The organism is Aquibaculum arenosum, assembly GCF_029222965.1.
Lineage (GTDB): Bacteria > Pseudomonadota > Alphaproteobacteria > Kiloniellales > DSM-21159 > Aquibaculum > Aquibaculum arenosum.
Map to the genome: position 1 here is coordinate 185,607 of NZ_JARHUD010000007.1, position 20,938 is coordinate 206,544.

Below are 20,938 nucleotides of genomic sequence, written 5' to 3' on the forward strand. Positions count from 1 at the left end.
CCCGCGCCGAAAGAAGCGATGGCGCAGCAACAGGCGAGTGGTGACGTGCAGTTGATGGGGCCTCATGCGCCCGAACTGACGGCGCTTTATGCCACCTATCTCGGTTATCCTGATGCCGTGGGGGCGGACTGGAAAGCATTCTTCGATGCTCTGGACGAGGATGCCCGATCGGTCCTGAACGAGGCAGTGGACTGGCCGGAAGGGGCGGAACCCGGCGATGCCGGCGCTCAAGGCTGTCCCGACGGCTACACCCGGCCAACGCGCTCGCCACGCCCCATGCTGCCGCCCGGCGCTGTCCCTGCGGACATCAACGATCCCCGTGTGCGCGCCGCAACCGTGGACTCGATCCGCGCACTCATGCTGATCCGCGCCTATCGCGTGCGCGGACACCTTGAGGCTCAGTTGGACCCCCTGGGCTTGGTCGAGGTCGAGCCGCATCCGGAACTCGATCCGAAGTCCTACGGCTTCAGCGATGCCGACATGGACCGGCCGATCTTCATCGACAATGTGCTGGGCATGGAGATCGCCACGCTGCGGGAGATCGTGCAGGCACTCCGCGAGACCTATTGCGGTTCCATTGGCGTGGAGTTCATGCACATCCAGGATCCGGACCAGAAGCGCTGGATCCAGGAGCGCATCGAGACCCGAGACCATAATCGGACCGACTTCACCATTCCCGGCAAGCGGGCCATCCTTGAGCGCCTGACGGCCGCTGAATCCTTCGAGAAGTTTCTGGACCGCAAGTACACCGGCACGAAGCGCTTCGGTCTCGATGGCGCCGAGGCGATGATCCCGGCGCTGGAGCAGATCCTCAAGCGCGGCGGTCAGCTTGGGCTTGAGGAAGTGGTGATCGGCATGCCGCACCGCGGTCGCCTGAACGTGCTGGCCAACTTCATGGCCAAGCCGTTTCAGGCGATCTTCAGCGAGTTCCAGGGCGGCGCCGCGCACCCCGAGGACGTGGGTGGCTCCGGCGACGTGAAGTACCACCTTGGCACTTCGGCAGATCGCGAGTTCGACGGCAACGTGGTCCATCTGTCCCTGACCGCGAACCCCTCCCACCTGGAAGCGGTGAACCCGGTGGTCTGCGGCAAGGTGCGGGCCAAGCAGCAACAGCGCGGCGACAGCGACCGCACCAAGGTCATGGCCCTTCTGCTGCACGGCGATGCGGCCTTCTCGGGCCAGGGGCTGGTGCCCGAGACGCTCGATCTCTCCGAGCTCAAGGGCTACCGCATCGGCGGCACCATCCACTTCATCGTCAACAACCAGATCGGCTTCACCACCAATCCGGTCAATTCGCGCTCCGGCCCCTATTGCTCGGATGTGGCCAAGATCATCCAGGCGCCAATTGTGCACGTGAACGGCGACGATCCCGAAGCCGTGGTCCATGCGGCGCGCATCGCCACGGAGTTCCGGCAGACGTTCAAGAAGGACGTCGTCATCGACATGTTCTGTTATCGCCGCTTCGGCCATAACGAGGGCGATGAGCCGGCCTTCACCCAGCCGCTGATGTACGAGCGGATCAAGGGGCATCCCTCGACGCGTCACATCTACGCCCAACAGCTTTCAAGCGAGGGGGTGGTCTCGGAGAAGGAGCCAGATGCGCTGGTGCAGCAGTGGTTCGACCGGCTGGATAAGGAATTCGAGTCTTCCAAATCCTATAAGCCGAATAAGGCTGACTGGCTGGAGGGGGCGTGGAGCGGCTTCAAGGCTGCACGCGGCTATGATCCGCGTCGCGGACGTACGGCCGTGTCCGAGGAGCAGCTCAGGGAAGTCGGTGAAGCGCTGTGCAGCTATCCGGAAGGCTTCAACGTCAATCGCAAGATCCAGCGTCAGCTGGACAACAAGCTCAAGGTCTTCGAGAGCGGGACCGGGGTTGATTGGGCGACGGCGGAGGCTCTGGCTTTCGGCACGCTGCTGATAGAAGGCCATCCGGTGCGCATGTCCGGGCAGGACAGCAACCGCGGCACCTTCTCTCAGCGTCATGCCTCGCTGATCGACCAGAAGACCGAAGAGGTCTACAAGCCCCTGGAGCACATCCGGGCGGATCAGGCCAAGCTGGAGATCGTTGACAGCCCGCTGTCCGAACTGGCGGTCCTGGGCTACGAGTATGGCTACTCGCTGGCCGAACCCAAGGCGCTCACGCTCTGGGAGGCGCAGTTCGGTGATTTCGTCAACGGTGCCCAGATCATCATCGACCAGTTCATCGTTTCCGGCGAGGCCAAGTGGCTGCGGATGTCCGGGTTGGTCATGCTGCTGCCCCACGGCTACGAAGGGCAGGGGCCGGAGCATTCCTCTGCCCGGATGGAGCGCTTCCTGCAGCTCTGCGCCGAAGACAATATCCAGGTGGTGAACTGCACCACGCCAGCGAACTTCTTCCACGCACTGCGCCGCCAGGTCCATCGGGAGTTCCGTAAGCCGCTGGTGGTGATGACGCCGAAATCGCTGCTGCGGCATAAGCGCTGCCAGTCCAACCTGTCGGACATGACCGGGGACAGTTCCTTCCATCGGGTCATGGTGCAGCCCCAGCTGCCCAGCAAGCCGAAGGATGCCAAGCAAGTCGTGCTCTGTTCGGGCAAGGTCTACTACGACCTGCTGGAAGAGCAGGAGAAGCATCAGGTCAAGGACGTGCACCTCATCCGCCTGGAGCAGCTCTACCCCTTCCCCTGGGATGCCTTGCAGGAACGGCTCGAGCCCTACCGTCACTGCGAGCTGGTCTGGTGCCAGGAGGAGCCGCGCAACATGGGCGCCTGGTCCTTCGTCGAGACCTTCATCGAGGAAACGGCGGAAGAGATCGGCTTCAAGAAGTCGCGGCCGCGCTATGCCGGTCGGCGGGCCGCGGCGTCGCCCGCCACCGGGCGCTTCCAGCGGCACGTGGCCGAACAGAACCAGCTCCTGCAAGAGGCGCTCACCGTGGGCATGCCGCGGGTCGGTCGGATCGGTACCCGTCGTGCCGCCGACGAGGAACAGCGCACAGCGGCCAAGTAGCCCTCTATCAACGCAGCCATCGGACGAACCAAGGACAAGAGAGCGATCATGACAACCGAGATCCGGGTCCCGACGCTGGGCGAATCTGTCACCGAGGCTACAGTGGCCAAATGGCTGAAACAGCCCGGCGAGAGTGTGGCCGCGGATGAACCCTTGGTGGAGCTCGAAACCGACAAGGTGACGCTCGAGGTGAATGCGCCCGCAGCCGGTGTATTGAGCGAGGTCCTGGCGGAAGAGGGCGCCAACGTCGAGGTCGATGCACTGCTGGGCCGCATCGGTGAAGGCGAGGGCAAGCCCGCTGAAAACAAGCCTGCCGAACAGGCGCCGGCGGCTGATTCGCAGAAGGCCGAGCCCGCTGCACCAGAACCCGCCGAGGAAGAGGCGAGCGAGGCCGCGCCGAGCGAAGAGGATGCCGGTGGCGGCGAGGAACAGCAAGTGGTCGTGCCGACGCTTGGCGAGTCCGTGGCGGAGGCTTCGGTCGCGAAGTGGCTGAAGCAGGAAGGCGACAGCGTGGGCGCGGACGAGCCTCTGGTGGAGCTGGAAACCGACAAGGTCAGTCTGGAAGTCAATGCACCGGTGGCCGGTGTGCTTACCCGGATTGATGCAGCCGAAGGCGCCACTGTGGGCCCGGGCGAGGTGTTGGGCTCTGTTACCGCCGGCGGAGCAGGCGCGAAGTCTGCGCCAAGCAAGCCCGCCGCCGCGGCGGAACCCGAAGCGAAGGCGTCCGAGACATCTCAGCCCGAGAAAGCAGCCCCTGCAGAGGCGACGTCAAGCGACCTTGATCCCAGTGCAGCGCCGCGCAGCGGTGAAGGCGGCAAGATCACGGCGCGCGACTTGAAGAGCTTCCTCGAGAGCGCGGGCGGAAGCTCGAGCATGACCCTTTCGCCGGCGGTGGCCAATCTGGTTGCCGAGCACGGCCTGGACCCGGCGCGCATCCCTGCCACAGGTCCCAAGGGACGTTTGACCAAGGAAGACGTCTTGGCCGTGGTGGAAGGGCGCAAGGAGTTGCTGGCGAAGCCGCAGGTGCAGGCGGCGCAAGCGCCGGCACCGACCGCGGCCTCTCAGTCCAGTGCTGAGCCCAAATCGACGGCGGCTCCCGCCGACTCCTCGCAGCGCGAGGAGCGGGTGCGCATGACCAAACTGCGCCAGACCATTGCCCGACGCCTGAAGGAAGCGCAGAACACGGCGGCCATGTTGACCACCTTCAACGAGGTGGATATGAGCGCGGTCATGGCCCTGCGGTCCAAGCATAAGGAAGGCTTCGAGAAGAAGCACGGCGTGAAGCTGGGATTCACCTCCTTCTTCGCCAAGGCCGTGGTGGCGGCGCTGAAGGAGGTGCCGGCGGTCAATGCCCGTATCGACGGGGATGAGATTGTCTACAACAAGTTCTTCGACATCGGCATGGCGGTCTCGACACCCCAGGGCTTGATGGTCCCCATCATTCGTGATTGCGACGGCAAGTCCTTCGCCGAGATCGAATCTTCGCTGGGCGAGATTGCCGGCCGCGCGCGCGACGGTAAGCTCAAGATCGAGGAAATGCAGGGCGGCAGTTTCACCATCACCAATGGCGGCGTCTTCGGTTCGCTGCTGTCCACGCCGATCCTCAATGCCCCGCAATCGGGCATTCTCGGCCTGCACAAGATCCAGGAGCGGCCCATGGCCGTGAAGGGGCAGGTGGAGATTCGGCCGATGATGTATCTCGCGCACTCCTACGATCACCGCATCGTCGATGGTCGCGAGGCGGTGACCTTCCTGATCAAGGTCAAGGAAGCGATCGAGGATCCCGAGCGCCTGCTTCTGGACCTGTGACCGCGGGTCGTCAGGCGCCAAGGGCGCTACAGGCCCATGTTGATTCGGGTCGAGGCAGTGTGGACTTCCTCGGCCGCACGACATCGGCCCCGGACCTGGTGCAGGCCGGCCGGGCGCTGGCGGCAGGACTGGTTGAAGTGGTGCCAGGGGGGCTGGGCCACGGCGACCGGGTGGCCGTGCTTCTGCCCAACAGTCCGACACAGATCGAACTGTTGATAGCTGCCGATTGCCTGGGCTTGCGCCTGCTGGTGCTGGACCCGCGCGAGGAGGAAGCGGAGCTGGCTACGCGTCTTGCCGAGAGGCCGCCGACGCTGCTGGTGACCTCCAATCCAACGCCGCTTTTCGACAAGGTGCTGCGGCTCTTGCGTGCCTGTCCTGCCGATATGCCGGTGGCCGTTGACCGTTTGACCGATCTCTTGCCCTTTCCGCGCAATCTGATCGCGCCTCTGTTGCGCGGCGGCGGTCTGGCCACGCTGCCACCCGATCCACGCTTCCTGCGTTATGCCTTTCTGAAGAAACGGCAGCCGTTCGAGGGCGAGCCGCGCGGGATGACGGCTCTGGAGGGCCTGGTGATGGAGTGGGACGCCGCTTGTCTCCAAACAGAGATTGCGGCAGCAGCGGCGCCGCAGCGGCCGGACGAGCGGTGGCTGTTGACGGCGCCGCTGGCCGATGCGCGCAGCTTTGCAGCGGTGCTGCGTGGCCTGGAGGCCGGTGCCCGTGTGCTGCTCTCGCCGAGGCTGGACCGCAAGAGCCTGACGAAGATCGGCCAACAAGCTGGAAGTGATCGGGAAGTACCGTGAGACCGGCCTGGGAACGGGCTTGTTTTGCTCTCCCTGCTTGAGGATGATCCTGCAACATAAGATGGAAGCGAGGAACGCTGCATGAGACTGAAGGACAAGGTTGCCATCGTCACCGGTGCCGGCGGCGGCTTCGGCGAAGGCATTGCCCGCTTGTTCGCGGAGGAGGGGGCTAAGGTCTGTGTCGCCGATATCCGCGCTGAGGAAGCCAAGCGCGTTGCCGATGATATCGGCGCTGCTGCCATTGCTGCTGCGGGAGACGTTTCGACCGCTGCTGGCATCGATGCCATCGTCTCCGCCACGCGCGAGGCCTTCGGCGAGGCGGACATCGTCGTCAACAATGCGGGCATCACCCACCGCAACCAGTCGATGCTGGAGGTGGATGAGGAGACCTTCGATAAGGTCTACGCCGTCAACGTCAAGGCGATCTATCTCATGGCCAAAGCGACCGTGCCGGCCATGCGCGCCAAAGGCGGCGGTTCGGTGATCAACGTAGGCTCCACGGCAGGCATCCGACCGCGCCCCGGCCTGGTCTGGTACAACGGCTCCAAAGGTGCGGCCAACGTGATTTCCAAGTCCATGGCCGTGGAGCTGGCGCCGGATAACATCCGGGTGAACGCCATCTGCCCGGTCATCGGCGAAACCGGACTGCTCGAGCACTTCATGGGCGTGCCGGACACGCCGGAGAACCGGGCCCGCTTCGTCGCGACCATTCCTTTGGGACGCATGAGCAAGCCGCTGGACATTGCCCGGGCTGCGCTCTGGCTGGCCTCGGAAGAGGCGGAGTTCATCACTGGCATCGAGTTGCCGGTGGACGGTGGGCGCTGCGTCTAAGCGCTTGCCTCATTCTGTTAGCGAATAATCCAAAATACGGGGAGAACCACCTGAGATGAAGTACGTTGCTAGTCTTGCCGCAGCGGCGGCCATCCTTGTCACCGGCGGTGTGGCCACCGCTCAGCAGGAATTGAGCCTGGGCTATCCCTTGGCGCAGGACTCTCACTACGGTGACGGCGCTGTCGCCTTCCGCGAAACCCTGGAGCGCCTGTCCGACGGTAAGTTCACCGTCGTCGAGCATCCCAGCAGCGCCCTGGGCGGCGAGCGTGACATGATCGAGGGCCTGCAGATCGGCTCCGTGGACCTGGTGATCACCTCCAGCGGCCCGCTGGGCAATTTCGCGCCGGAAGTTCTGGTCCTCGATCTGCCCTTCCTGTTCCGCGACTACGAGCATGCCCGCGGGGTTCTCGATGGCGAAATCGGGCAGGAAATGCTCGAGAACATGCGCGATCAGGATCTGGTGGGCCTTGCTTGGTCGGAGAATGGTTTCCGCCACCTGACGAACTCGCAGCGGGCCGTCGATGCGCCGGAGGATCTGGATGGACTGAAGGTTCGCACCATGGAGAACCAGGTGCACATGCGTGCCTTTGAAGCCATGGGCGCGGCCCCCACGCCGATGGCCTGGCCGGAGGTTTACACGGCCCTGCAGCAGGGCACCGTGGACGGGCAGGAGAACCCGATTCCGGTCATCGCTGCCGCCAAGTTCTGGGAGGTGCAGGATCACGTCTCATTGACCGGCCATGTCTATTCGCCGGCGATCGTCCTGGCCTCGCCCTTCGTGATCGACGGCCTCTCCGAGGAAGAGCAGGGCTGGTTCTATGAGGCCGCTGCTGCGTCTGCGGCAGCCACACGTGCGCGTGTCGAGGCGGACGAGGCCCGCGGTATCGAGCTCTTCCGTGAACACGGCATGGACGTGGTCACCGAGGTGGACAAGGCTCCCTTCCAGGAAGCAGCGGCACCGGCGTGGGAAAGCTTCATCGCCGACAACGGCGATGAGCTGATCCAGCGGATCCAGGCTTTCGAGTGATCAGCCTGAATAGGTGATCGACGCCTTGGAGCCGGTTGCGCGCCGCTTTCAATGGCGAAGGCGTCGCGCGGCCGGCTCTTTTCTGCACGCACCTGGTGGATAGACCGTGATAATCGATCTGCTGCTTCGAGTGGAACGTCTCACCACCCGGCTGGCCCATAACATCGCGGCGTTGCTGTTGGCGATTGCCGTGACCCTTGCCTTCTATCAGGTCTTGACCCGCTTCGTGCTGGGGCTGCCCTCGACCTGGTCCGAGGTCATGGCGCGCTCCCTGATGATCTGGGGCGTTTATCTCGGTATCGCCGCCGCCTTTCGGCAGGGATCGATGATCGCTGTCGATCTGGTCCACCGCTTCGTTCAGGGACGCACCGCTTTGGTGATGCACGGGCTCATCACCCTCGTGTGCCTTGTCTTCCTGTCCGTCCTGGGGTGGTACGGCATCGCCATGGCGGAGCGAGTGCAGAACCAGAATCTGGCAGGCATCGAGATCTCAATCGCATGGTTTTATGCCGCCTTGCCCGTGGGAGCCGGTTTCTCGATGCTGGCCTTGATCGCGCGCTTTGGCGAAATGCTGCGCGACGGTGTTCCAGCGCGCATTGACGACATGCACGAGGAAGCGGGAGGCGCCGCGTGAGCCTTCCCATCTTCGTAACTCTGGCCATTCTGTTTCTGGCCGGCGTGCCGGTGGCCGTGTCCCTCGCCATGGCGGGGGTGATCGGCATTGAGTTCTTCAGCAATCTGCCCCTGCTGCTGGTGGCGCAACGCATGTTCGTGGGCATCGATTCCTTCCCGCTGATGGCCATCCCCTTCTTCATTTTGGCCGGCAACCTGATGTCGGCCGGCGGCATATCGGCCCGCCTGGTGGATCTGGCCAAGTCGATCATCGGCGGCATCCAGGGCGGCCTGGCCTGCACTTGCGTGCTCACTTGCATGATCTTTGCTTCGGTGTCCGGTTCTTCGGTGGCGACCACCTTCGCCATCGGCGCAATCCTGATACCGGCGATGGTGCGCCACGGCTATCCGCGGAACACGGCCGCGGCCATTCAGGCCTCCTCGGCCGAACTCGGCGTGCTGATTCCCCCTTCGATCCCGCTCATTCTCTACGGCGTGGCGACCGATACATCGATCGGCCAGCTCTTCATCGCCGGCATCGGCCCGGGCCTCTTCGTGGGGCTGTCGCTGATCATCTTCCTGGCGCTCTGGTGCCGCCTGCGCGGCTACGGCAAGCGCGACGGTGAGGACCGCCTGGATCTGGGAACGGCCCTCAAGCGGGCGGGGGCGGCCCTGCTGATGCCGGTGGTGGTGATCGGCGGCATCTATGGCGGCGTCTTTACGCCCACGGAGGCTTCGGCCGTCGCGGTCTTCTACGCCTTGGCCGTCGGATTGGTGTTCTACCGCGAACTCAAGCTGGGTGATCTGCCGCGCATTCTGCGCGAGACCATGATCTCCACCTCGGTGGTGATGTTCATCATCGCAGCGGCCGCGCTCTTCTCCTTCATCCTCACACGTGCCGGCATCCCGGCCGCCATCGGCAACCTCGCCACCGAGTGGTTCGATGACAAGTGGAGCTTCCTGCTCGCGGTCAATGTCCTGCTGCTGATCGTGGGCATGTTCATCGAGACCTCGGCAGCGATCCTGGTGCTGGCACCAATCCTGGCGCCCATCGCGATCAGCTATGGCGTCGACCCGGTGCATTTCGGGGTGATCGTGGTGGTGAACCTCGCCCTGGGGATGTTCACGCCGCCCTTGGGTGTGAACCTCTTTGCGGCCTGTGCGGTGGCACGCATCTCCATCGATCGCATCGTGCCGGCGCTCTTGCCCTTTGTCCTGATCGTGCTGGGCTGTCTGCTGGCGATAACCTATTTGCCCTTTATCAGCCTGGGGCTACGCGACCTGCTCTACTGAGTTCAGAACAGGGCGATCAGGTTTCGCCGGGTCGCAGGGGAAGGAAGGAACTGGCGGGCCAGTTGCCCTGCCAGTCTTCCCAGGCCAGTGTGGCGCGGGCGCGACGCAAGTCCTCGCCCATTTGGTCCTTCAGGGCGTCCAGGCTGTCAAAGCGCGCTTCGGGCCGCAGATAGTCAATGAAGGCCACTCGCAAATGACGGCCGTATAGGTCGCCCTGATAGTCGATCAGGTGCACTTCCAGCAACGGTTCGGCGTAATCGAACATGGGGCTGATGCCGAGATTGGCTACGCCTGGCAACCAGCGGGTCGTCCTGCGACCTTCCCCTGGGGCGCCTTCCACGGCCACGCGCACGGCATAGATGCCAAAGGCAGGGCGCAGCGTATCGCGCCCGAGCAGGATGTTGGCCGTGGGGAAGCCCAGCTCGCGGCCGCGCTTGGCGCCATGATGCACCCGGCCCTCGATCTCCCAGTAGCGGCCGAGCAACAGCGCCGCGCGGGTGGGATTGCCGGCCTGCAGGTACTCACGCACCAGACTGGAGGAGTAGACCTCCTGCGCCTGGCCTGGTGCGGACGCCATGCCGAGGCCGCTGACGCCGAAACCGAATGATTGCCCGTATTGTTTCAGCGCGTCCACATCTCCCGCGCGCCGATTGCCGAAGCGGAAGTTCGCGCCCACCACCACATGCTTGAGCGCCAATCCCTCATGCAAGACCTCTCGGGCAAAGGCTTCGGGCGTCAAGCCGGCCAGTGCCCGATTGAAGCGCAATACCCAGAGCACCTCGACGCCCAGGCTTTGCAGCAGGCGGGCCTTCACTCGCAGTGGGGTCAGCCGAAAGGGCGGAAGGTCGGGGGCGAAGAGACGCCTTGGGTGCGGTTCGAAGGTGACCATGCCCCAGGGCGCGTTCCGCGCTGTCGCCAGGTCACGGGCGTGCTCCAGGAGGTGCATGTGTCCGCGATGGATGCCATCGAAGTTGCCGATGACCGCGACCGCATTGCGGCACTCAGCTGGCGTTGCACGGGGGTGGCGAATCAAGCGCATGTGAGGCGTCTCTAAGCGCTGACGAAACGGCCGTAGCGGCCGCGCTTGTAGAGCAGTGCATCACGCTCCGCTTCGTTGCGCACGCGCATGACCTCGCCGACCAGAATCAAATGGTCGCCGGCCTCGATCACCTCATGGCGAGCACACTCCAGCCAGGCGACGCAGCCGGGGATAAGTGGAATGCCTCCAGAGCCTGCGGTCCAGCGCAGCCCCGCCCACTTGTCGGCCATTGGGGTGGCGAAGCGCTTGGAGAGTTCAGCCTGTGCACTTTCCAGGATGTTGATGGCGAAGTGGCTCGCCGAGACAAAGGTGGGCAGGCTGAAGGCGCCCCGATCCAGGCAGAAGAGCACCAGGGGCGGGTCCATGGAGACCGACGAAAAAGAGTTAACCGTCACGCCCACGGGCGTACCGGTCTCGTCAATGCTGGTGACGATGGCGATGCCGGTGGCAAAGCTGCCCAGAGCGTCGCGCAGATCACTTCGATCCACGGTGCTTGCCTCTGGGGTTCCTTGCTGCGCCGCTTTCTCGCCTGCTCCGGTCATTCTCCGCTCCTGCCATTACGAAGTGGTCATATCGACCATCGGCCCCCTCGGTGCAACCGCTCAGGGGCTCAAACACTGACAGGGCAGAGATGCACCCGATGTCCAAGGACCCCTTTTGCTCCCCTTGAAGTCGGCCGCATAAGGGTATAAAGATATCTTTATATGAGAGAGCGAGGACCAGCGATGGACGTGCTGTTGCAGGGGCTGAGGGCAGCGGCGGAGCCGACACGGCTGCGTGTGCTGGCACTCTGTGCCCATGCGGAGCTCACGGTCAGTGACCTGGTCGAGATTCTTGGCCAGTCCCAGCCCAGGGTGTCGCGCCACCTCAAGCTGCTGGTCGAGGCAGGTCTGCTTCAGCGGCACCAAGAGGGGTCTTTTGCCTACTATCGGCTCGCGGATCGTGGGTTGGGAGCTGAACTGTCCCGCCAACTCGTCGACCTGCTGCCGGCGGAAGACCCGATGCACGCCCGTGACCTGGAGCGGCTTCAGGCGGTTCAGGAGGCATGGGCAGTAAAGGCTGCCGCCTATTTTCGCCGCAACGCCACGGACTGGACCCGGCTGCGGGCTCTGCACGCAAACACCGACACGGTGGACAGCGCTTTGCGGGAGATCGTCCTGGCCGAGCCGGTTGATGACCTGCTCGATGTGGGCACCGGCGCCGGGCATGTCCTCAAGCTGGTGGGCGATCATGCCCGCAGTGCCATCGGCATCGATCTCTCGCGCGACATGTTGACCGTGGCCCGGGCCAATCTGTTCCGGGCCGGTCTTCGGCACTGCCAGGTGCGCCATGCCGAGATGACGGCTCTCCCCTTCGCTGCGGGGCGCTTCGACGTGGTGACGCTGCACATGGTGTTGCACTACGCCCAGCGCCCGGTGGCGGCGATCCAGGAGGCGGCGCGGGTGCTGCGGCCGGGAGGGCGGCTCGTGGTCGTCGACTTCCTGCCGCACGAACGCGCTGAACTGCGCAGCGAGCATGCCCATCGTTGGCTGGGTTTCTCCGATGCCGGGATGACCGATTTCCTGAGCGAAGCCGGTCTGGTGGCGGAACGTTCGCACTCCCTAGCCGGCGGTCCCTTAACCGTCGGCCTTTGGCTCGGGCGCCGGCCCGCCAATGACAGTCTCAACTCCGATAACGCAGAAACTGCGAGGAAGGTGATCTGATGCGATTCTCCTTCGAGTTCTTTCCGGCGCGTACGCCGGCGGGAGAGCAACAACTGGCCGAGACGGCAAAGAAGCTGGCGCCGCTGCGCCCTGCTTTCGCCTCCATGACTTATGGCGCTGGCGGCTCAGGGCGCGAGTCCAGCAACAAGGGGCTGCAGCTTCTGCAGGACACGCCCGGCATGGAGCCGGCCGCCCATATCACCGTCGTGGGGCAGCCGAGGGCCGAAGTGGATGCCCAGTTGCAGAGTTGGCTGGCCGCCGGCGTGAAGCGCTTCGTGGCCCTGCGCGGCGACATGCCCGATATGGCGCGGCCCTATCGCCCGCATCCGGAGGGCTATCCCGGGGCGGTGGAACTGGTGGCCTCACTGCGGCGCATGGGCGCCGAGGATATCAGCGTGGGCTGCTATCCTGAAGGCCACCCGGAATCGCCGTCCATGGAAGCGGAACTGGAGCATCTCAAGCGCAAGCTCGATGCCGGTGCCGACCGGGCGGTGAGCCAGTTCTTCTTCAATATCGATGACTTTCTTCGCTTCCGGGATCGGGCGGTGCGCGCCGGCATCACGCAGCCCTTGGTCCCGGGTATCGTGCCGGTGCACGACTTCAACAAGGTGAAGAGCTTTGCCGAGCGCTGCGGCGCCACGGTGCCGGATTGGGTCGGTGAGCGCTTTGCCGGGCTGGAGGACGATCCGGAAACCCGCGGCCAGGTGGGCGCCGTCATCGCAGCCGATCTCTGCCGCGATCTGCGCGCCGAGGGCATCGAAGATTTCCACTTCTACACACTCAACAAGGCGCCGATGACTTTGGCGATCTGTCGACTGCTGGGGATCCGGCCCGATCTGCAAGAGGCAGCCTGACATGCGACGCCTGGAGGAGGCACTGGCGCAGCGCGTGCTGCTGTCGGACGGCGCGGTCAGCCGCCAGCTGCGCAAGCAGCCCATCGACCCTGAGCGCGATCTCTGGGGGCACGAAGGGCGGCTGGAACTGCTGTGCCTCACCCGGCCGGTTTGGGTTAAGGCGGTGCACGAGGCCTTTCTTCGTGCGGGCGCCGATGTGGTGCGCAGTCATACGCTCGATGCTTCGCCGCTCTCGTTGGAGGATGCAGGGCTGGCCGACCAGGCCTTCTACCTGAACTTTGCCGCGGCGCAGGTCGCCTGCGAGGCTGTGGATTCCGTCCCCGGCCGCGGCCGCCGACGCTTCGTGCTGGGGCTGGTACGTGACCAGGGCTGGGACGCTCCGGCAGGCGAGATCGAGGCTGCCGTGGCGACTCAGGCCGAAGGTTTGATCGCTGGTGGCGCCGACGGGATTGCCTTGGATGTGACACCGGGGACTGGTCGCGCTTGCCTCTTTCTGCGCGGAGCGGAGAAGGCGCGGCGCCAACTGGGCGCCATGGCACCGCTTTATCTCCAGAGCACGCCCGGCGCTGCCTACTCGAGCCACACCCTGGAGCAGGCCGATGGCACGATCATCTATCGCACCGGTTCGCGGGCTCGCGGCGACTGGCTCGCCCGGGCCGTCCAAAGCGAAGGCGCGAACCTGATCGGGGGTGGCGATACCCCCGAAGACACTGCGGCGCTTGACCGACGCTTGCGCCTGCTCGCCGACGATGGGCTGCGGCCGATCAATGCCGCCGCCCGCGCAGCAGGTGCCTACAGCGATGAGAGCGTGGTGCCGTCTTCGGCCCTGCGCCTCGATCCCATCATCACGGAGTTACATTGAATTTCATGACCGATCGAAAGACCCGAAGAAAGGCGCTGCACGCAGCTGCCAAGGAACGGATACTTCTGCTCGACACGGCGATGGGCACCGCCATCCAGGGACTTGGCCTGGAAGAGGAGGACTATCGTGGTGAGCGATTCAGTGACCACTCGCGGGACTTGAAGGGTGACAACGATCTGCTCGTGCTTACCCGCCCGGAGTTGATCAGCAACATCCACCGCGAGAACCTCGAGGCGGGTGCCGACATTCTGGAGACCAACACCTTCAACGCCACCGCGATCAGCCAGGCGGAGTACGCCCTGGAATCGGCGGTGGATGATCTGAACCGTGGGGCGGCGCAGCTGGCGCGTGAGGCCGCTGATGCCATGACGGAGAAAACGCCGGAGAAGCCGCGCTTCGTGGCCGGCGTGATCGGCCCGACGTCTCGCACGGCTTCGCTCTCCCCGGATGTCGAGGATCCCGGCTTCCGCAACGTGACCTATGATGAGTTGGTCGAGAACTACCGGCAGGCCGCCAAAGGCCTGATCGAAGGTGGTGCTGACCTGATCCTGGTGGAAACGATCTTCGACACGCTCAACGCGCGGGCGGCGCTTTTCGCGCTGACCGGTCTGTTCGACGAGTTGGGTGATGCGCTGCCGATCATGATCTCCGGCACGATCACGGATCTCTCCGGCCGTACGCTCTCGGGACAGACACCGGAAGCCTTCTGGCATTCCGTGCGCCATGTGGACCCCTTCTCGGTCGGACTGAACTGTGCCCTGGGCCCCAAGGAGCTGCGCCCGCACGTGGCCGAGTTGAGCCGGATCGCCGATACGCTTGTGTCCGCCCATCCCAACGCCGGCTTGCCGAACCAGTTCGGCGGTTACGATCTGGGACCGGACGAGATGGCCGAGCACATCGCCGACTGGGCCAAGGATGGACTCCTGAACATCGTGGGCGGCTGCTGCGGCACCACCCCGGAACACTTGAAGGCCATTGCGGCGGCCGTCGAGGGCAAGGCGCCCCGGCGTGTGCCGCAGGTGAAGCCCTGGATGCGGCTTTCCGGCCTTGAGCCCTTTATTCTGCCCCGTGATGAAGAAGAGGAGGCAGCATGACCACCGGACGTTTTGTCAACGTCGGCGAACGCTGCAACGTCGCCGGCTCCGCCCGTTTCAAGAAGCTGATCGCTGCTGAGGATTACGCCACCGCCGTTGAGGTGGCCCGTGCTCAAGTCGAGAACGGCGCTCAGATCCTGGACGTCAATATGGATGACGCCATGATCGACGCCGTCCAGGCGATGACGCGCTTCCTCAACATGATCGCCGGTGAACCCGATGTCGCGCGCGTGCCGGTCATGATCGACAGTTCCAAGTGGGAGGTGATCGAGGCCGGCCTGAAGTGCGTGCAGGGCAAGCCCATCGTCAACTCCATCTCCATGAAGGAGGGCGAGGAGCCTTTCCTGGAGCAGGCGCGCCTGATCAAGCGTTACGGCGCTGCGGTCGTGGTGATGGCCTTCGACGAGGAAGGCCAGGCTGCCACTGCCGATCACAAGTACGCCATCTGCGAGCGGGCCTACCGCCTGCTGGTGGACAAGGTCGGTCTGCCGCCCGAAGACATCATCTTTGATCCCAACATCTTCGCCGTGGCCACCGGCATCGAGGAGCACAACGACTACGCGCGTGCCTTCATCGATGCCACCGCTCGGATCCGTGAGAACCTGCCGCACGCGCATATCTCAGGCGGGCTCTCCAACGTGTCCTTCTCCTTCCGCGGTAATGAGCCGGTGCGTGAGGCCATGCACTCGGTGTTCCTGTTGCATGCCATTCGTGCCGGCATGGATATGGGCATTGTCAACGCGGGCCAGATCACGGTCTACGAGGACATTCCCAAGGAACTGCGGGAAGCCTGCGAGGACGTAATCCTTAACCGCAACCCCGAGGCAACCGAACGCCTGCTGGAGATCGCTGAGCGCTATCGCTCCGAGGGCGGTTCTGCGCGCAAGGAGCAGGATCTTTCCTGGCGCGAGCTGCCGGTGAATGAGCGCCTGTCTCATGCCTTGGTGCACGGCATCGACAAGTGGATCATCGAAGACACGGAGGAAGCCCGCCTGAACCATGAAAAGCCGCTCGAGGTGATCGAAGGGCCCTTGATGGATGGCATGAACGTGGTCGGCGATCTCTTCGGCGCTGGTAAGATGTTCCTGCCGCAGGTGGTGAAGTCTGCGCGCGTCATGAAGAAGGCCGTGGCGCACCTGCTGCCCTTCATCGAGGCGGGCAAGCAGGAGGGCGACAAGGACACGAAGGGTCGCATCCTTATGGCCACCGTGAAGGGCGACGTTCACGACATCGGCAAGAACATCGTCGGGGTGGTGCTGCAGTGTAACAACTACGAGGTCATTGACCTCGGCGTCATGGTGCCCACCGCGAAGATCCTGGAGACCGCAAAGGCGGAGAAGGTCGATATCATCGGGCTGTCGGGTCTCATCACGCCCAGCCTCGAAGAAATGAGCTACATCGCCAGCGAGATGCAGCGCGAGGGCTTTGAACTGCCGCTGCTGATCGGTGGGGCGACCACCAGCAAGATCCACACTGCCGTCAAGATTGCGCCCAACTACAAGGGTCCGGTGGTGCATGTGCTGGACGCCAGCCGTGCCGTGGGCGTGGCCGGCCGCCTGGCCTCTCCGACGCTGCGCGAGCCCTTCGTAAAGGACATCGCGCAGGAATACGAGAAGATGCGCGAGTCCCACGCCAAGAAGGGCAGTGGGCGCACGCGTCTGCCGATCGAAGATGCCCGCGCCAACGCCCTGAAACTGGACTGGGCGAATTACACGCCGCCGCGGCCGACCTTCGAAGGTCTGCGGGACTTCCAGGGCTATGATCTGGAAGAGCTGATATCCTGTATCGACTGGACACCCTTCTTCTCCACCTGGGAACTGCACGGGCGCTATCCGACGATTCTGAAGGATGAGAAGGTAGGCGAGGCGGCTCGCAGCGTCTTCAACGATGCGCAGAAGATTCTGGAGCGCATGGTTGCGGAATCCTGGCCCGGCCCCAAGGCGGTGGTTGGCTTCTGGCCCGCGGCTTCGGACGGGGACGATATCCTTCTCTTCGATCCGGAATCGGGCGAGGAGATGAAGCGGTTGTTCCACTTGCGTCAGCAAATCGCCCGGCGAGAGGGGCGGGAGCGCCCGCATCTGGCCCTTTCGGACTTCGTTGCCCCGCTCGACGGACCGCCGGATTGGCTCGGCGCTTTCTGCGTCACCTCCGGCCCGGAGATCGAGCAGCGTGTGGCCGAAGCCAAGGCACGCCAGGACGACTATGAGGCCATCATGATCCAGGCCTTGGGCGATCGTCTGGCAGAAGCCTTTGCCGAGCGCTTGCATCAGCGCGTGCGCACGGAGTTCTGGGGCTATGCACCGGACGAGGATCTGAGCAATGAGGATCTGGTCGCGGAGAAGTATCGCGGGATCCGTCCGGCGCCGGGCTATCCGGCCTGCCCGGACCATACGGAAAAGCGCACACTGCTACCGCTGCTGGAGACCGAGAAGCGTTGCGGTGTGACCTTCACGGAATCCTGCGCCATGCAGCCGGCCTCGACCGTGTCGGGCTGGTACTTCTCCCACCCCGAAAGCCAGTACTTTGGTGTCGGCCGGATCGAGCGCGATCAGGTCGAGGACTACGCCCACCGCAAGGGCTGGAGCGTGGAGGAGGCCGAGCGTTGGCTTGCCCCCAACCTGGCCTACGATCCTATGGCCTTGCGTCAGGCTGCGGAGTAACCGGGCTTATGAGCCCCGGCTGCTGCGTCCGGCTTCGGCCGGGCGCAGCAGATGCAGCGCCAATAGGGTCAGGCCGAGGAGGATCAGCGCCCCGGCCTGATGCAGGGCGCCCAGGCTAACAGGCACCACCAGCAGCAGGGTGGTGACGCCCAAGAGGAACTGGACCGCCGCCATCCCGGCGATGGCAGCTATCGCCCTGGCCGCCGCGGCGGGGAGAGTCTGACGGCGTGCATAGGCCCAAAATACTACCGCGCCAATGAGCGTCAGTGTCGCCAGCAGGCGGTGGTTAAACTGCACCGCCGCGTGGTTCTCGAACAGGTTGGCTATCCAGGGCTGGAGCATGCCATAGCCGCCGGGAATCACCCGTCCATCCATCAGGGGGAAGGTGTTGTAGGTGAAGCCGGCCCGCAGCCCGGCAACAAAACCGCCGGAGACCAGGGTGATGCAGATCAACACCAGCAATGCCACCAACCAGCGCCGCAGGCTTCGGGTTTCCGGCGCGCTGCGCGTTGGTGCGGGTGCCAGCAAGCGGAACGTCAGCCAGAGCATGTAGGCGTAGATGAAGACCGCCAGTCCCAGGTGCAGGACGAGGCGGTACTGGCTCACCTCGGTACGATCGGCAAAGCCGCTCGTCACCATGAACCACCCCATGAAGCCTTGAAGCCCTCCAAGCGCCAGCAGCATGATCGCGTGGGGTTTGATCCAGGCAGGAAGGCGTCCACGCAGCCAGAACCAGACCAGCGGGACGAAGAACACAAGACCGATCAGCCGACCCCAGAGGCGGTGGATCCATTCCCACCAGAAGATGGTCTGGAATTCTTCCAGGGTCATTCCCTGGTTCAGCAACTGGTACTGCGGGATTGTGCGGTAGAGGTCAAAGACCCTCTGCCACTCCGCCTGGGACATCGGGGGCAGGGTGCCGGTGATCGGCGCCCATTCCATGATTGAGAGACCTGATTCCGTCAGGCGCGTAATGGCGCCGATGACAGCCATGGCAAAGACCATGGCGGCAGAAAAGCCGAGCCACAGCGCCACGGCGCGTGGCTGGCTACGCGCATCGACGCCAGACCGAAGGGTGGCGTCGATGGACGAAGTGTGACCTGAGGTGGACATGCGCGGCAGTCTAGCCGCGCTTTGCGGCAGGGCAAGCAGGCCACGGGGGCACCGGCGCGGCGGAATGCCGCGGCCGGGTCAGGTCACTGGAGGGCGCGCCGGTCTCAGTGCAGGGAAAGCATGCAATCGGCCCGGCGCAACTCGCTCTGTCCGATCAGCTTCTGGCTGTCCACCTTGACGCTGTGCAGCTTGCCGTCGAGATTCCGGCTCCAGAAGTCCAGGAATCGCCGCAACTGCGGAAACTCCGGTGAAATGTCGTAATCCTGCCAGACGTAGCTCTGCAGCAGATGCGGGTGATCGGGCATGTGATATAGGATCTCGGCCGTGGTCAGCCGATAGTCTTTCAACTGAAGCGCCAGTGCGGACATCCGGAACCTCCCTGAGTGTCGAGCCGTCATCAACGCACAGGAATCTTGCCCGGTCTAGAAAGAGGCTGGCAACAGAAAAATTAGAAATAACAAAGGATTAGCAGCCGTCTGCCAGAGTGGCTGCCAGGGGCGCCGTCAGGCAGTGCGGAAGCGTGCGCCCGCGCCGCGCTCGATGGCCGCCGCTTCCAGCCGGCCAACGCCGATGTGATGGCGCAGCATCTCCAGCAGTCGCAGTTCCTCCTGGGTCGCTGTGCCGTCGGCCGCCACGACGTCACAGGCCAAGGCATAGGCGGTTTCCCGCAGGCTTTCCGGCAGCGCTTCGTCGATTGCATCCAGGGCGGTGTCGATGCCGTCCGGATCCTGCAGCAGTTCGACACAGGCCTGCGTTGTCGGGCTCAAGCGGTCGAACTCGAACTCCTGAAACACCGGCAGGAGTCGGATCATCTCGCTCATCATGCGGATTTCACGGTCGTTCATTTCCTGGTCCGCCACTGAGGCGAGGACCATGGTGTAGATGAGGGCACCGTGCGTATCGAGCATGAGGCGGGATCCGTTAGATGGTGAAGGGACGGGCAGCAAAACGCTCCCGGCCGCGGTTCGTCAAGGAAAAGTGCGCAACCTTATCTGGGCCTTTTCGGGACCCAGCGCGGTGGAGCCGGCGGCCCCCGAAAAAGACTGGGGAGCCGCCGGCAGGCCTACTGCACCTGAATGATGGCGCGGCTCAGCACCTTGCGTTCGGAAATGTCCAGCAAGCGGAATTCGTAGGTACCGGAGGCATCAGGCAGCGTGAAGGTCAGTTCCTCCCCGCTTGCCGATTGCATCTCGATCCAGGTGAAATCCGCTTGATCGGCTTGAGCCAAGGCGATGCGACGGTCGTTTCCGTTGTCCTCGGCCTGCCAGGTCACCGCTATGGACTCTCCGGGTGTGCCCGTCTCGGGTACGCTGAGGGATCCCCCGTCGTCCAGGGCGGCTGTTGCCGAAACCACCTCAAGGTCGTGGCGGGCGAGCACGCGACGACCTTCGTCCAGGACGTAGCGGAGCTGATAAAAGCCCATTGTCTCCGGGGCGGTCAGATCAGCCTCTTGAGCATCGCGCACACGGACGTAGGTCTCGTAGTCGCCGTCGTCCGAGCCGAGAGGCGCGATGGAGACGTAGTCGCGTGGGCTCGGCGCGCTGCCGGTCCAGGCCACCCGGAACTGATCGCCGGCGCGCACGGTGTCCGGTCCCGACAGTTCCATGCCTGCTTCGACCACCTCGACTTCCGCCGATGCCAGGGTCTTTCCTCCCTCGTTCAAAATGTAACGCACCTCGTAGAGGCCGGGAGTGGCCGGCGCGGTCACGGAACCCTGCGTGTTGTCGCGCGTCCTCGTGTAGTTGCCATACTCGCCCTCACCAGTGCCCATGGGGACGATGGTCACATAGTCCTGTGGATGAATGGGGTTGGTCCAGCTGACCTGAAAGCTTGCGCCAGTCACAACCTGCGCGGGCGCCGAAACCGTGACTTCAGCCTCGACGATCTCGATCGCTGCAGAAGCCAGCGTTTTCCTGCCCTCGTTCAGAATGTAGCGGACCTCATAAAGCCCGGGCTGAGCCGGGGCTTGCAGCGAGCCTTCTGTGTTGTCCCGCGTGCGGATGTAGGCACCGCTCTCGCCTTCCTCGGCGCCCATGGGGACGATGGTCACGTAGTCCTGCGGATGGATGGAGTTTGACCAGCTGACCTGGAAGGCGGCGCCAACGGTTGCCTGCTCAGGCGCCGAAACCGAAGCTTCAGCCTCGACGATCTCGATCGCTGCAGAAGCCAGCGTTTTCCTGCCCTCGTTCAGAATGTAGCGGACCTCATAAAGCCCGGGCTGAGCCGGGGCTTGCAGCGAGCCTTCTGTGTTGTCCC

Annotated in this window: 18 protein-coding genes; 12 read left to right on the plus strand and 6 right to left on the minus strand. The window is 64.1% G+C overall.

Annotated features, from left to right (window positions below):
• Window positions 1-18: 18 nt before the first annotated feature.
• The 7 genes from P2G67_RS12730 (at window position 19) to P2G67_RS12760 (ending at window position 9,357) form a co-directional block, all read left to right on the plus strand.
• Window positions 19-2,985, plus strand: a complete 2,967-nt coding sequence (locus P2G67_RS12730; RefSeq protein WP_275823598.1) for a 2-oxoglutarate dehydrogenase E1 component — start codon at window positions 19-21, stop codon at window positions 2,983-2,985.
• A gap of 48 nt (window positions 2,986-3,033) precedes the next feature.
• Window positions 3,034-4,794 (plus strand): 2-oxoglutarate dehydrogenase complex dihydrolipoyllysine-residue succinyltransferase, encoded by a 1,761-nt coding sequence (gene odhB / locus P2G67_RS12735; protein WP_275823599.1) that lies wholly within the window; start codon window positions 3,034-3,036, stop codon window positions 4,792-4,794.
• A 59-nt stretch (window positions 4,795-4,853) separates the two neighbouring features.
• Window positions 4,854-5,594 (plus strand): AMP-binding protein, encoded by a 741-nt coding sequence (locus tag P2G67_RS12740; RefSeq protein WP_275823600.1) that lies wholly within the window; start codon window positions 4,854-4,856, stop codon window positions 5,592-5,594.
• 81 nt (window positions 5,595-5,675) lie between these two features.
• Complete coding sequence (locus P2G67_RS12745) at window positions 5,676-6,425, plus strand: glucose 1-dehydrogenase (protein ID WP_275823601.1); 750 nt, start codon at window positions 5,676-5,678, stop codon at window positions 6,423-6,425.
• Window positions 6,426-6,480: 55 nt separating this feature from the next.
• Entirely contained in the window at window positions 6,481-7,452 is a 972-nt protein-coding gene (locus tag P2G67_RS12750) for a TRAP transporter substrate-binding protein (protein WP_275823602.1), read from the plus strand.
• A 106-nt stretch (window positions 7,453-7,558) separates the two neighbouring features.
• Window positions 7,559-8,086 carry a TRAP transporter small permease gene (locus tag P2G67_RS12755; RefSeq protein WP_275823603.1) on the plus strand — a complete coding sequence of 176 codons (528 nt, stop codon included), beginning with the start codon at window positions 7,559-7,561 and terminating at the stop codon, window positions 8,084-8,086.
• On the plus strand, window positions 8,083-9,357 hold the full coding sequence (locus tag P2G67_RS12760; protein ID WP_275823604.1) for a TRAP transporter large permease: 1,275 nt from the start codon (window positions 8,083-8,085) through the stop codon (window positions 9,355-9,357). Before P2G67_RS12755 ends, P2G67_RS12760 begins: the two co-directional genes overlap by 4 nt.
• Window positions 9,358-9,373: 16 nt before the next feature.
• Here P2G67_RS12760 and P2G67_RS12765 read toward each other — a convergent pair whose 3' ends face one another.
• Both P2G67_RS12765 and P2G67_RS12770 read right to left on the minus strand, forming a co-directional pair.
• Entirely contained in the window at window positions 9,374-10,396 is a 1,023-nt protein-coding gene (locus P2G67_RS12765; protein WP_275823605.1) for a bifunctional riboflavin kinase/FAD synthetase, read from the minus strand.
• A gap of 11 nt (window positions 10,397-10,407) precedes the next feature.
• Window positions 10,408-10,938, minus strand: a complete 531-nt coding sequence (locus tag P2G67_RS12770) for a flavin reductase family protein (RefSeq protein WP_275823606.1) — start codon at window positions 10,936-10,938, stop codon at window positions 10,408-10,410.
• Between the two features lie 183 nt (window positions 10,939-11,121).
• Here P2G67_RS12770 and P2G67_RS12775 point away from each other — a divergent pair, with 183 nt between their 5' ends.
• From P2G67_RS12775 to metH, 5 genes are read left to right on the plus strand one after another with little or no spacing between them, the layout of a single operon-like run.
• A complete protein-coding gene (locus P2G67_RS12775; protein WP_275823607.1) occupies window positions 11,122-12,099 on the plus strand; it encodes an ArsR/SmtB family transcription factor in 978 nt (325 codons plus the stop codon).
• Window positions 12,099-12,953 carry a methylenetetrahydrofolate reductase gene (locus P2G67_RS12780; RefSeq protein ID WP_275823608.1) on the plus strand — a complete coding sequence of 285 codons (855 nt, stop codon included), beginning with the start codon at window positions 12,099-12,101 and terminating at the stop codon, window positions 12,951-12,953. Before P2G67_RS12775 ends, P2G67_RS12780 begins: the two co-directional genes overlap by 1 nt.
• Before the next feature lies 1 nt (window position 12,954).
• The gene (locus tag P2G67_RS12785; RefSeq protein WP_275823609.1) at window positions 12,955-13,815 is read left to right on the plus strand and encodes a homocysteine S-methyltransferase family protein; all 861 of its coding nucleotides are present in this window, start codon (window positions 12,955-12,957) and stop codon (window positions 13,813-13,815) included.
• A 5-nt stretch (window positions 13,816-13,820) separates the two neighbouring features.
• Window positions 13,821-14,909, plus strand: coding sequence for a homocysteine S-methyltransferase family protein (locus P2G67_RS16465; RefSeq protein WP_322099702.1), 1,089 nt, complete (start codon window positions 13,821-13,823; stop codon window positions 14,907-14,909).
• Window positions 14,906-17,569: a methionine synthase gene (metH, locus tag P2G67_RS12790; RefSeq protein ID WP_322099703.1), complete on the plus strand. Its 2,664-nt coding sequence runs from the start codon at window positions 14,906-14,908 to the stop codon at window positions 17,567-17,569. Before P2G67_RS16465 ends, metH begins: the two co-directional genes overlap by 4 nt.
• 6 nt (window positions 17,570-17,575) lie before the next feature.
• Here the strand turns inward: metH and P2G67_RS12795 are convergent, their stop codons facing one another.
• The 4 genes from P2G67_RS12795 to P2G67_RS12810 all read right to left on the minus strand — a co-directional run.
• Window positions 17,576-18,682 carry a COX15/CtaA family protein gene (locus P2G67_RS12795; RefSeq protein ID WP_275823610.1) on the minus strand — a complete coding sequence of 369 codons (1,107 nt, stop codon included), beginning with the start codon at window positions 18,680-18,682 and terminating at the stop codon, window positions 17,576-17,578.
• 104 nt (window positions 18,683-18,786) lie between these two features.
• Window positions 18,787-19,050, minus strand: coding sequence for an usg protein (locus P2G67_RS12800; protein WP_275823611.1), 264 nt, complete (start codon window positions 19,048-19,050; stop codon window positions 18,787-18,789).
• Window positions 19,051-19,185: 135 nt separating this feature from the next.
• Window positions 19,186-19,590 carry a tellurite resistance TerB family protein gene (locus tag P2G67_RS12805; protein WP_275823612.1) on the minus strand — a complete coding sequence of 135 codons (405 nt, stop codon included), beginning with the start codon at window positions 19,588-19,590 and terminating at the stop codon, window positions 19,186-19,188.
• A 155-nt stretch (window positions 19,591-19,745) separates the two neighbouring features.
• On the minus strand, window positions 19,746-20,938 hold a 1,193-nt coding region (locus P2G67_RS12810; protein ID WP_275823613.1), incomplete at its 5' end, for a hypothetical protein.

What these genes read in the sequence shown, in the direction of transcription:
- P2G67_RS12730 (WP_275823598.1), top strand. Translation starts at nt 19, where the DNA reads ATGGCGCAGCAACAGGCGAGTGGTGACGTGCAGTTGATGGGGCCTCAT.
- odhB (WP_275823599.1), top strand. Translation starts at nt 3,034, where the DNA reads ATGACAACCGAGATCCGGGTCCCGACGCTGGGCGAATCTGTCACCGAG.
- P2G67_RS12745 (WP_275823601.1), top strand. Translation starts at nt 5,676, where the DNA reads ATGAGACTGAAGGACAAGGTTGCCATCGTCACCGGTGCCGGCGGCGGC.
- P2G67_RS12750 (WP_275823602.1), top strand. Translation starts at nt 6,481, where the DNA reads ATGAAGTACGTTGCTAGTCTTGCCGCAGCGGCGGCCATCCTTGTCACC.
- P2G67_RS12765 (WP_275823605.1), bottom strand. Translation starts at nt 10,396, where the DNA reads ATGCGCTTGATTCGCCACCCCCGTGCAACGCCAGCTGAGTGCCGCAAT.
- P2G67_RS12770 (WP_275823606.1), bottom strand. Translation starts at nt 10,938, where the DNA reads ATGACCGGAGCAGGCGAGAAAGCGGCGCAGCAAGGAACCCCAGAGGCA.
- P2G67_RS12775 (WP_275823607.1), top strand. Translation starts at nt 11,122, where the DNA reads ATGGACGTGCTGTTGCAGGGGCTGAGGGCAGCGGCGGAGCCGACACGG.
- P2G67_RS12780 (WP_275823608.1), top strand. Translation starts at nt 12,099, where the DNA reads ATGCGATTCTCCTTCGAGTTCTTTCCGGCGCGTACGCCGGCGGGAGAG.
- P2G67_RS12785 (WP_275823609.1), top strand. Translation starts at nt 12,955, where the DNA reads ATGCGACGCCTGGAGGAGGCACTGGCGCAGCGCGTGCTGCTGTCGGAC.
- P2G67_RS16465 (WP_322099702.1), top strand. Translation starts at nt 13,821, where the DNA reads ATGACCGATCGAAAGACCCGAAGAAAGGCGCTGCACGCAGCTGCCAAG.
- metH (WP_322099703.1), top strand. Translation starts at nt 14,906, where the DNA reads ATGACCACCGGACGTTTTGTCAACGTCGGCGAACGCTGCAACGTCGCC.
- P2G67_RS12795 (WP_275823610.1), bottom strand. Translation starts at nt 18,682, where the DNA reads ATGTCCACCTCAGGTCACACTTCGTCCATCGACGCCACCCTTCGGTCT.
- P2G67_RS12800 (WP_275823611.1), bottom strand. Translation starts at nt 19,050, where the DNA reads ATGTCCGCACTGGCGCTTCAGTTGAAAGACTATCGGCTGACCACGGCC.
- P2G67_RS12805 (WP_275823612.1), bottom strand. Translation starts at nt 19,590, where the DNA reads ATGCTCGATACGCACGGTGCCCTCATCTACACCATGGTCCTCGCCTCA.